Raw genomic sequence first — 9,109 nt, 5'->3', positions numbered from 1 at the left:
CTGGTGCGACAGATGCAGAGAACGGTCGTTCTCTGCGCAGAAGCCTAGGGAACGGTCGTTCTCCGCGCGAGGCCGGGGCGGTGCGCACCAGCGCTCGTTCCCAGGGCTGCGCCGCCGCCCTCGCCGAGGCCGCGATGCCGCCCGGCGGCGCCGCTCAGGGCACCAGGGACGCGTAGACCACGTAGTTGTCGTCGAACTCCCCGGTGGCCGGGTCGAAGCCGTCGCAGGTGATCAGCCGCAGCTCGGACCCCTCCGTGTTGCCGTAGACCTCGAGGGTGGGGAAGTCGTCCTTGCCGTACTGCTCCCCGCGGTCGACGGCGAAGACCGCCGTGGACCCGTCCTCCCGGGCCACCTCGATCGTGTCGCCGGGTTCCAGGGTGCGCAGCCCGGCGAAGACCCCGGGGCCGCCGCCGGTGGCGTTGACGTGGCCCAGCAGCACGGCCGGGCCGCGCTCGCCGGGGGCGGGGGACCCGGTGTACCAGCTCGCCGGGGAGCCGGGACCCTCGGGCGGGACCTCGAGCGAGCCGTCCTCGCGCAGGCCCAGGTGCAGCAGCTCGGACTCCGTGCCGGTGGCCGGGACGGACAGGGAGACCGGCTCCGACGCGCCGAGGACCGCCGGGCCGTCCGCTGGACTGTCAGTTGCGCCGGCGGTCGGCCTCCCCGTCGCGGACGGGGCCGACCCCGCGCCCGAGGGCGCCGAGGTGCTCGACGGCGAGGCGGTGCTCGAGGCCGCCGGCGGGGTGCTGCCGGCCGCCGGCGCGGCGCCGTCGTCGGACGCGGCGCAGCCGGTGGCGAGCAGGACGGCGGTCGCCGCGGAGGCCAGCAGGCCTCCGCGACGACCGGTGGTCGATCCCGTCACAGCAGGAACCGTCCCGTCGGATCAGGCGCGCGCGGCGCGACGGCGCAGGGCCCACGCGGCGCCGGCCGCGGCGGCCAGGACGCCGCCGCCGAGGGCCGTGGCCTGGGTGGTGGACCCCGTCTCCTGGGCCACTCCGGTGTCGGCGCCGCCCTCCGGCATCGCGCCCATCTGCGAGGCGGTCAGCGTGCCGCACGCGGCCGGGAGGGTCGCGGCCGCGGGCAGCGCCGGGTCGAGGTCGCTCATCTTCTCGGCGGCCGCGGCGGGCATCTTCGCCGGGTCCACGCCGTGGACCACGACGACCGCGGTGCCGTTCTGCAGGGACTCGGCGGTGGCCTCGTCCAGCTGCAGGGTCCGCTCGTAGGTGTACGCGGACCCGCCCGGGAAGCGCTCCACGGCCAGACCGGAGTCGGGGCTGGTGTCGCCCTCTGTGGTCAGCGAGGTGCCGATCATTCCGTAGAAGGGGTGGCCCTCGGTGGTGTTGACCACGCCGTCGCCGTCCGCGTCCGCCTCCGGGCCCGGGCAGGTGCCCTGGCCGTGGATGTGGATGTGCTGGGCGTGCGGGAACGGGCCGTCCATGAACGTCTCGGCCGCGCCGCTCAGGTTCATCGTGACGGTGGCCTCGGTGCCGTGGACGTCGACCATGACCTCGCCGGTGGTGCCGGAGTTGTTCAGGGTGCTCAGCGCCGCCTGGGCGGACCACATGTCGGAGTCGTGGGCGGCGGCGGGCGCGGCGGCCATGGTGAGCGCGCCGAGGGCCAGGGTGGGGACTGTGAGGAGCATGGACTTGCGCATCAGATTCTCTCCTGTGTCGTACCGGGGGGTCGTGCCGTGTGCGCACTTTCGGTGTGCGCACGGTGAGTTCGGCGCCGGAACGGGCCCGGACGGGTGCGGGGGCAGAAAAGTTTTCGGCGCGCCGGAACGGACCGCCGACCCGTCCGGTGCCGGCCCCGCGACGAACAGCGGTCATGGAGACGACAAGTGTGTCGGTAGCATCACATCGACCCAGTGTGGCAAGGTGCAGTGCGACACTGCTCCCGCCCGGACCCCGGGCGGAGTGCCGCTCTCCGAGTGAACAGCGAGACCGCGTGAGCCCAGGACCGACCGGCCGGAGCGGGAGAGCCGGGGCCCCGGTCCCCGCGCCCGGGCGGACCGAACAACAGGTCGAGCTGCTGCGCCGCGTGGCGGGTGGTGACGAGGACGCCTTCGCCCAGCTGTACGACGCGACGTCGTCCACGGTCCACGGACTCGTGCTGCGGCTGCTCCGCTCCCCGGAGCTCGCCGCCGAGGTGGTCCAGGAGGTCTACCTGATGGCATGGCAGCAGGCGGAGCGCTTCGACGCCGGCCGCGGCACGGTCCTGGCGTGGTTGTGCACCATGGCTCACCGCCGCGCAGTGGACCGGATCCGGCAGAGCCAGCGGGAGCGGGACCGGGACCAGCAGTACGAGGTCCGGCGGGCCGAGACCCCCTCCGACTCCACCTGGAGCGAGGTGGAGCAGGCCCTGGACTCCGAGCAGGTGCGGGCCGAGCTCGGCGGGCTCAGCCCGCTCCAGCGGGAGGCCGTCTGCCTGGTCTACTACCGGGGGTACAGTCACCGGCAGGTCGCGGAGCACCTGGACGTCCCGCTGGGCACGGCGAAGGCCAGGATCCGCGACGGACTCACCAATCTGAGATCGGCACTGGGGGTGCGGCAGTGAAGGACATCCAGGGGGACGACCGGGCCGGCGACGTCCACGCCGACGCGGCGCTCTACGCCGTGGACGCCCTCGAGCCCGGCGAGCGCGCCGCGTTCGAGCTCCATCTGCGCGGCTGCGCCGCCTGCCGGGAGGAGGTGGCCGCGTTCGCGGAGGTCGGGGCGCACCTGGCCGCCGCCGTGGCCGAGCCGCCGCCGGCGGCGCTGCGCGGGGACGTCCTGGCGGCCGTGCGCGGGACGCCCCAGGAGCGGCGGCCGGAGGACCGGGCCGGGGACGCGCTCGTGTCCCTGGCGCAGCGGCGCCGTCTCCGGAGCCGCTGGCTGGCCGCCGCCGCGGCCGCCGTGCTCCTGCCGGGTGCGGCCCTGGGCGGCTGGGCCGTCGGCACGCAGGCCGAGCAGCGGGAGCAGCAGCTGGTGGCCCAGGAGCAGGACCGGCAGAACCGGCTGCTGAGCGCCCCGGACGTCACCACCCGCCAGCTCGACGTGGACGGCCGGCCGGCCACCCTGGTGGTCTCGGCGCAGGCGGACGCGGCGCTGTTCGTCGCCTCCGACCTCGCCGGACCGGGGGAGGACCGGGAGTACCAGCTGTGGCTCGTGCAGGACGAGACCCCGGTGCCGGACGTGCGCTTCGGCGGCGGACAGGTGCAGGTCTGGCTGGACGGCGACATCGACCGGGCCGGGGCGGTGGCCATGACCGTGGAGCCCGCCGGCGGCTCCGAGACGCCCACCCTGCCGGTGCTGGCCACCGCGGAGATCTGAGCCCGGCTCCTGCCAGAATGAGGCCATGACCGAGGCAGAACCTTCCGGCAACGGCAACGGCGGCGACGACGGGGTGCGTGCGGGGGTGTGGGCCACGCTCGGCGACGCCCGGACCGTGCTCGCTCTCGAACGTGCGGGCTTCGCCTGGGTGGGCGTCGACGCCCAGCACGGCCACTTCGACGACGCCGCCGTCCGTGGTCTCTTCGCCCTGCGGCGCGAGCCGGCCGCCCGGGTGCTGGTCCGGGTCGCCGCGAACGACCCCACGCTCATCGGCCGGGCGCTGGACGCCGGCGCCGACGGCGTCGTCGTGCCGCTCGTCCAGGACGAGGCACAGGCCGAGGCCGCGGTCGCCGCGGCCCACTACCCGCCGCGGGGTGCCCGGAGCTGGGGACCGCTGCCCGGCACGCGGGACCCCGCCGCCGGGGTGGCGTCCGTGCCCCGACCGCTGTGCGCCGTGATGGTGGAGACCGAGCCCGCGGTCGCCGCGGTCCGGGCGATCGCGGCGGTCCCGGACCTGGACATGGTTTTCGTGGGGCCCTTCGACCTCGCGCTCGCCCTGGGCCGGGACGTCGACGAGCTGCTCGCGGACACCTCGCAGGACGCGCCCCTGCCCACGATCGTGCGCGCGTGCCGCGAGGCCGGTGTCCTGGCGGGCGCCTACGCCGGCACGCCCGAGCGTGCCGCCGCGCTGCGGGCGCAGAAATTCTCCTGGATCGCCGTCACGACCGACACCGGCGTCCTCCAGCTCGGCGGGGAGGCGGCCCGGGCAGCCCTGGCCCGCCCGTCGTGAGACCCCGGCCGGGCGGGAGGCGCCAGCACCCCCTGCGGTGGGTGCTGTCCCGGGAGCTGGTCCTCGACTGGCTGCGCTCGTTCCGCACCAGCCGCAGCGCCCTGTACTTCCGGCTCCGGAACCGCTTCTCGGACGCGCCCGTGCGGGGGGACGCGCCCGTGGTCGTGAGCCTCACGTCCTACGGGAGCCGGATCCGGGCGGTGCACCTGGCCGTCGAGTCGATGGCGCACGGCACCGTGCGCCCGCAACGGCTGATCCTGTGGCTGCGCGAGGCCGACGTCGTGGCGGACCCGCCCGCGCCGCTGGCGCGGCTGGTGCGCCGGGGCCTCGAGCTGAGGTGCACCGAGGACTGGGGACCCCACCAGAAGTACTACCCCTACGTCCGGTCCCGGGCGCGGCACGAACTGCCGCTGGTCATCGCGGACGACGACGTGCTCTACGGCCCGACGTGGCTTGAGGAGCTGCTCGCGGTCCACGCGCAGCACCCGTACGACGTGGTCGCCCACCGCACCCACCGGATCCGCCTCGGCGGAGGACGGATCCTGCCCTACGCGACATGGAGCCCCGGCGCCCCGGCGGGAGCGTCCGTCCGCACCTTCGCCACGGGCACCTCCGGCGTGCTCTACCCGCCGCACCTGCTCGACGCCCTGCGCGAGCTCGGCACCGCGTTCACCGCGTGCGCGCCGATGGCCGACGACGTGTGGCTGCACGCCGTCGCCCTGCGCCACGGGACCGGCGTCCGGCCCGTCGGAGACGGCCGCACCGCCTACCGGCCCATCCCCAGGACGCTCTTCCGGGGCCTCAGCACCGGCAATGTCCTGCGCGGAGGCAACGACATGCAGATCGCAGCCACGTATTCGGCCTCGGACGTGGAAGAGTTGGAGCGTGCACGGGTGGCCGAGGGCCCCTGAGCACGTGGACGGGCAGTTCCCCCGCTTCCCGTCCGCCGGCCGTCCCCCCGCGGCCGCTGTCCGCGCTCCCATCCCCCCAGGAGTTCCCATGCCGAAGAACTACCGCCGCCCGGACTCGCCGGACCACGTCGCAACCGACGTGCCGGCGCGCGCAGCAGGGCACTCGATCGTCTTCGACTCGCCGGCCGAACTGGCCGCCTACACCCGCCACGACCGCCTGTCCGCCGACGGGCCCCTCCTGCTCGCCCGCCGCGCCGGGTTCCACCCCGACGGGTCCTGGCCCTGCTCGGCGCTCGAGTCCGCCCAGAACGTCCTGGCCACCCGGGCGCGCACCATGATCGAGATCGAGCTGCGCACCACGGTCGACGGTCGGTGCGTGGTCCTGCACGAGGCCGTCATGGGGCACGGGAGCACCGGCGCCGGCCCGGTGAGCGAGCAGTCGGCCGACTACGTGCTCAGCCAGCACCTGGTGGACAACTACGGCGAGGTCACCCGGTTCCCCATCCGGGAGGCCGGCGAGTTCCTCACCTGGGCGGTGCTGGCCGGGGCGGTGCTGTGGCTCGACGTCAAGAACGTGACCCCGGAGGCCGTCGTCGAGCTCGTCCGCACGCACCGGGCCGAGGGCCAGGTGGTGGTGAGCGTGCACGGGCTGACGGAGCTGGCCGTCTACCGCAGGATCGCCCCCGACCTCGTCTACTTCGTCCCGGCCCACCCGGACGGCCTGCCCACGGTCGACGACGTCCGGCGGGAGGTGCCCGACCTCCGCCGGGTGATCGGCTTCGCCGGCCACTACGTCCCGGACATGGAGGAGAGCCTGCGGATGCGGAGCTGGAACGTGCCCATGCGCCTCGAGCTGCACCGCTACGACGAGAACCTGTCCGCCGACGCCCTGGACGTGCACTACTACCGCCGCGCGGTCGAGGCCGGCTTCGGGATCCTCTCCACCAGCCACTACCGCGAGGTGGCCGACCTCCTCGACCTGTCCGCGTGGGCGCCGAAGAACGCCTCCGCCCGGGACGACCGGGGGCTGACCCGCCACTGATCCCGGGCGCGTGCCGCCCTCGGCGGGGCGCCCGGGACCGTTCGTGCCGGGGCTCAGTCGTCGCCCGGCGCGTCCTCGGGGGCGTCCCCCTCGGCCTGGGAGGGCTTGTTGTCGTCCGGGTCGACGGCCGACTGCACGCTCTGGTCCTCCGGCACGTCCCCCTCGGCCTGGGAGGGCTTGTTCTGGGCCGGGTCCGGGGTCGTCTCGCTCATGCCGCTCCTCGTGCGCTCAACAGGGTGATGGTCCCGGCTCACGCTACGCCGGGCCCGGAGCCCCGACAAGAGGATCCCGCTACGCGGCCCGGCCGGCGCGGATCGCGGCGTAGAGCTGGGCGGGGATCAGCCCGGTCCGGTGGGCGCGCTCGACCGCGGCGAAGCCCTCCTCGGTCTCCTCGTACGGGAAGTGGATGAGGTCCGCCGCGAGCTCCCAGTGGTCGATCATCCCGCCGGCCCAGAGCTGGCAGATCGCCCACGGGGTGTCCGCGGAGAAGGCGGGGACGTCCGGCAGGACGTACTCGTCGGCCGGCACGCGCCAGGCCTCGAGGCTGTCCAGGTCCGCCGCGAGGTCCTCGAGGGTGTCGTAGTGGCCCGCGCGGTCCGGGTCCACGGAGCCGTTCGGGTTGGCCAGCTCGACGTCGTAGCCGCCCTCGGCCGCGGCGAACACGGTGGTGGGCCCGGGCTCTCCGCCCACGCCGGCGTCGAGGGGCAGCTGGGACGGCAGCCACTCCCAGCCGTCGCCGAGCTGGTCCATCTCCAGGTCCCGGTAGGCCACCCAGCCGCGGGCGACGAGCAGCTCGTGGGCGTCGTCGTCCCAGGTGCCCTGCGCGGCGCCCTCGATGTCGACGGTGCGGGCGCCGGCCGCGGCGTGGAACTCCCGCCGCTGCTGCTTCTTCTTGGCGGCGGCCTTCTTGCGGGGCTTGCTCTTGGGCACGGATCCTCCTGACGGGCGGGGACGGACGCGTGCGCGGTCCCTCGGACCTCCCATGATCGCGCATCCGGCGGGATCCGGGGACGCCGGGCCCGCTCCGCCCGGCCGGGACCCCGCGCGGCTAGTCTGGTCGGGACCGTCCGCCCGTCCCGACCGCGAAGGATGCCCCATGACCTCTCCCCGGACCGCCCCCTCGACGAACGGCCCCGTGCGCTACGCGGTGGTCGGGCTCGGCCAGATCTCCCAGCAGGCGTTCCTGCCCGCCATGGCCCGGGCCGGCAGCTCCGTGCTGGCGGCGCTGGTCACCGGCACCCCGGACAAGGCCCGGGAGCTCGCGGCCGAGTACGGCGTGCCGGCGTACTCCTACGAGGACTATCCGGCGCTGCTGGCCTCCGGGGACGTGGACGCGGTCTACGTGGCCACGCCCGTGTTCCGGCACCGCGAGTTCGCCGAGCCGGCGCTCGAGGCGGGCGTCCACGTGCTGGTGGAGAAGCCGATGGAGACGTCCGTGGAGGACTGCCGGGCGATGATCGACGCCGCCGCGCGCGGCGGGGCCCGGCTGATGGTCGCGTACCGGTTGCACCACGAGCCCGGCACGCTCGAGCTGATCACCCGGGTCCGGGACGAGGGGCTGGTGGGCGACGCCCGGCTGTTCACCGCCGTCTTCACCCAGGACATCGACGAGGCCAACCACCGCGGGCACTCCGGGTACTGGGGCGGGCCCATCCCGGACATGGGCAGCTACCCCCTCAACGCGGTGCGCCACCTGTTCGCGGCCGAGCCCCTCGAGGTCCACGCGATGGGGGTGCGGACCCCGGGGCGCGGCTTCGACTTCGACGACACCGTGGCGGTGACGCTGCGCTTCCCCGGGCAGCGGGTGGCACAGTTCACCATCAGCTACGCGGGCGAGGCCACCGAGCAGTTCACGGTGGTGGGCACCGGGGGCGTGGTCGCGGCGCAGCCGTGCTTCGGCTTCGGCCCCGAGGTGGGCATCAGCTGGACGGTGACCCGCGACGGGCGCAGCGAGACCCGCGCCCACGACCCGGTGGAGCAGTTCGCGGGCCAGACCGAGTACTTCTCGGACTGCATCCTCGCCGGGACCGATCCCGAGGCCGGCGGGGAGGAGGGGCTGATGGACATCCGGGTGCACGAAGCGGTGCTCGCCTCCCTCGAGACGGGCCGGACCGTGCGCCTGGAGCCCGCGGACCGTGCGGTGCGCCCCGTCGCGGAGCAGGCCCGGGCCCTGCCGCCCGTGGCGGAGCCCGGCGACGACGAGCTGGTGGCCCAGGTCCCGCAGAACGGCTGAGCCCCGGCGGGCGGACCGGCTCCGCCGCTTGTCCCGCACCCCGCCCGGGAGTAGCTTGCGGGCATGACCAGCAGCAGCACGGACGTCGTCCGGCGGCTCTTCGCCGCCTACCTCGCGCAGGACGAGGCGGCGGCCCGCGGGCTCGTCGGGGACGGATTCCGGTTCACGTCCCCTCAGGACGACCACATCGACCGGGCCGCGTACTTCGAGCGGTGCTTCCCCACGGCGCAGCGGGTCTCCCGGCAGGACCTGCTCCAGGTGGTCGAGGCGGAGCCCGGCCTGGTGCTCGTCCGGTACGAGTACGAGCTCCGGACCGGGGGGACCTTCCGGAACATGGAGGCGATCACCGTGCGCGACGGGCAGGTGGTGGACGCCCAGGTCTATTTCGGCGGGCCGCCGCGACCGTAGACTCCGAGGACCATCCGACGCCCAGGAGGCTCGCCATGAAGCACTACCTGCTCAGCATTGAACAGCCCGACGGCGGACCGGCGGCCCCGGAGATCCTCGAGCCGGTGATGCGGGACGTCGCCGCGTTCAACGAGGAGCTCAGGGCGGCCGGGGCGTGGGTCTTCGCCGGGGGCCTGGACCGGGCGGAAGCGTCCGTCGTCGTGCGCTTCCACGGCGAGGACGTGGTGACCACCGACGGTCCGTACGAGCGCGAGGACGAGCACGCCGGGGGCATCTGCATCGTGGCCGCCCCGGACTACGACGCCGCCATCGAGTGGGGCCGCAAGCTGGCGCAGGCGACCACGCTCCCGGTGGAGGTGCGCGAGTTCCAGGGCGAGCCGGAGGAGCACCTGGCGTAGGGCCCGCCCCGGTCCCGGC

The 9,109-nt window shown here is 74.8% G+C and carries 12 protein-coding genes; 8 read left to right on the top strand and 4 right to left on the bottom strand.

Features of this window, described 5'->3' with window-relative positions; translation table 11 throughout:
* Nucleotides 1-154 precede the first annotated feature (154 nt).
* Nucleotides 155-859, bottom strand: coding sequence for a class F sortase (locus RF647_RS10800; protein WP_368811693.1), 705 nt, complete (start codon nucleotides 857-859; stop codon nucleotides 155-157).
* Between the two features lie 21 nt (nucleotides 860-880).
* Nucleotides 881-1,651, bottom strand: coding sequence for a hypothetical protein (locus RF647_RS10795; RefSeq protein ID WP_368811692.1), 771 nt, complete (start codon nucleotides 1,649-1,651; stop codon nucleotides 881-883).
* 293 nt (nucleotides 1,652-1,944) lie between these two features.
* Here RF647_RS10795 and sigK point away from each other — a divergent pair, with 293 nt between their 5' ends.
* The 5 genes from sigK to RF647_RS10770 all read left to right on the top strand — a co-directional run bounded on the left by sigK (nucleotide 1,945) and on the right by RF647_RS10770 (nucleotide 6,051).
* Nucleotides 1,945-2,553 carry an ECF RNA polymerase sigma factor SigK gene (gene sigK / locus RF647_RS10790; protein WP_368811691.1) on the top strand — a complete coding sequence of 203 codons (609 nt, stop codon included), beginning with the start codon at nucleotides 1,945-1,947 and terminating at the stop codon, nucleotides 2,551-2,553.
* The gene (locus RF647_RS10785; RefSeq protein WP_368811690.1) at nucleotides 2,550-3,308 is read left to right on the top strand and encodes an anti-sigma factor; all 759 of its coding nucleotides are present in this window, start codon (nucleotides 2,550-2,552) and stop codon (nucleotides 3,306-3,308) included. Before sigK ends, RF647_RS10785 begins: the two co-directional genes overlap by 4 nt.
* Before the next feature lie 25 nt (nucleotides 3,309-3,333).
* Complete coding sequence (locus tag RF647_RS10780; protein ID WP_368811689.1) at nucleotides 3,334-4,098, top strand: aldolase/citrate lyase family protein; 765 nt, start codon at nucleotides 3,334-3,336, stop codon at nucleotides 4,096-4,098.
* Nucleotides 4,095-5,009, top strand: a complete 915-nt coding sequence (locus RF647_RS10775) for a hypothetical protein (RefSeq protein ID WP_368811688.1) — start codon at nucleotides 4,095-4,097, stop codon at nucleotides 5,007-5,009. The genes RF647_RS10780 and RF647_RS10775 overlap by 4 nt, the downstream gene beginning before the upstream one ends.
* Before the next feature lie 88 nt (nucleotides 5,010-5,097).
* Nucleotides 5,098-6,051, top strand: a complete 954-nt coding sequence (locus RF647_RS10770; RefSeq protein ID WP_368811687.1) for a hypothetical protein — start codon at nucleotides 5,098-5,100, stop codon at nucleotides 6,049-6,051.
* 53 nt (nucleotides 6,052-6,104) lie between these two features.
* Here the strand turns inward: RF647_RS10770 and RF647_RS10765 are convergent, their stop codons facing one another.
* Complete coding sequence (locus tag RF647_RS10765) at nucleotides 6,105-6,263, bottom strand: hypothetical protein (RefSeq protein ID WP_368795534.1); 159 nt, start codon at nucleotides 6,261-6,263, stop codon at nucleotides 6,105-6,107.
* 79 nt (nucleotides 6,264-6,342) lie between these two features.
* Nucleotides 6,343-6,981 carry a hypothetical protein gene (locus RF647_RS10760; RefSeq protein ID WP_017834996.1) on the bottom strand — a complete coding sequence of 213 codons (639 nt, stop codon included), beginning with the start codon at nucleotides 6,979-6,981 and terminating at the stop codon, nucleotides 6,343-6,345.
* Nucleotides 6,982-7,147: 166 nt separating this feature from the next.
* On the opposite strand from RF647_RS10760, the gene RF647_RS10755 reads away from it, so the two are divergent.
* From RF647_RS10755 to RF647_RS10745, 3 genes are all read left to right on the top strand, one after another.
* Nucleotides 7,148-8,284, top strand: a complete 1,137-nt coding sequence (locus RF647_RS10755) for a Gfo/Idh/MocA family protein (protein WP_368811686.1) — start codon at nucleotides 7,148-7,150, stop codon at nucleotides 8,282-8,284.
* A 63-nt stretch (nucleotides 8,285-8,347) separates the two neighbouring features.
* A complete protein-coding gene (locus RF647_RS10750; protein WP_017834994.1) occupies nucleotides 8,348-8,692 on the top strand; it encodes a nuclear transport factor 2 family protein in 345 nt (114 codons plus the stop codon).
* Nucleotides 8,693-8,727: 35 nt separating this feature from the next.
* A complete protein-coding gene (locus RF647_RS10745) occupies nucleotides 8,728-9,090 on the top strand; it encodes a YciI family protein (protein WP_017834993.1) in 363 nt (120 codons plus the stop codon).
* Nucleotides 9,091-9,109: the final 19 nt, after the last annotated feature.

It is taken from the genome of Kocuria sp. CPCC 205263, assembly GCF_040981075.1.
Taxonomy (GTDB): Bacteria; Actinomycetota; Actinomycetes; order Actinomycetales; family Micrococcaceae; genus Kocuria; species Kocuria rosea.
Note: the sequence above shows the minus strand (reverse complement) of the source record. Positions and strands in the feature narration are given on the sequence as shown.

Coding starts and splice junctions, on each gene's coding strand:
- RF647_RS10795 (WP_368811692.1), bottom strand. CDS start 1,651: ATGCGCAAGTCCATGCTCCTCACAGTCCCCACCCTGGCCCTCGGCGCG.
- RF647_RS10780 (WP_368811689.1), top strand. CDS start 3,334: ATGACCGAGGCAGAACCTTCCGGCAACGGCAACGGCGGCGACGACGGG.
- RF647_RS10770 (WP_368811687.1), top strand. CDS start 5,098: ATGCCGAAGAACTACCGCCGCCCGGACTCGCCGGACCACGTCGCAACC.
- RF647_RS10765 (WP_368795534.1), bottom strand. CDS start 6,263: ATGAGCGAGACGACCCCGGACCCGGCCCAGAACAAGCCCTCCCAGGCC.
- RF647_RS10755 (WP_368811686.1), top strand. CDS start 7,148: ATGACCTCTCCCCGGACCGCCCCCTCGACGAACGGCCCCGTGCGCTAC.
- RF647_RS10750 (WP_017834994.1), top strand. CDS start 8,348: ATGACCAGCAGCAGCACGGACGTCGTCCGGCGGCTCTTCGCCGCCTAC.
- RF647_RS10745 (WP_017834993.1), top strand. CDS start 8,728: ATGAAGCACTACCTGCTCAGCATTGAACAGCCCGACGGCGGACCGGCG.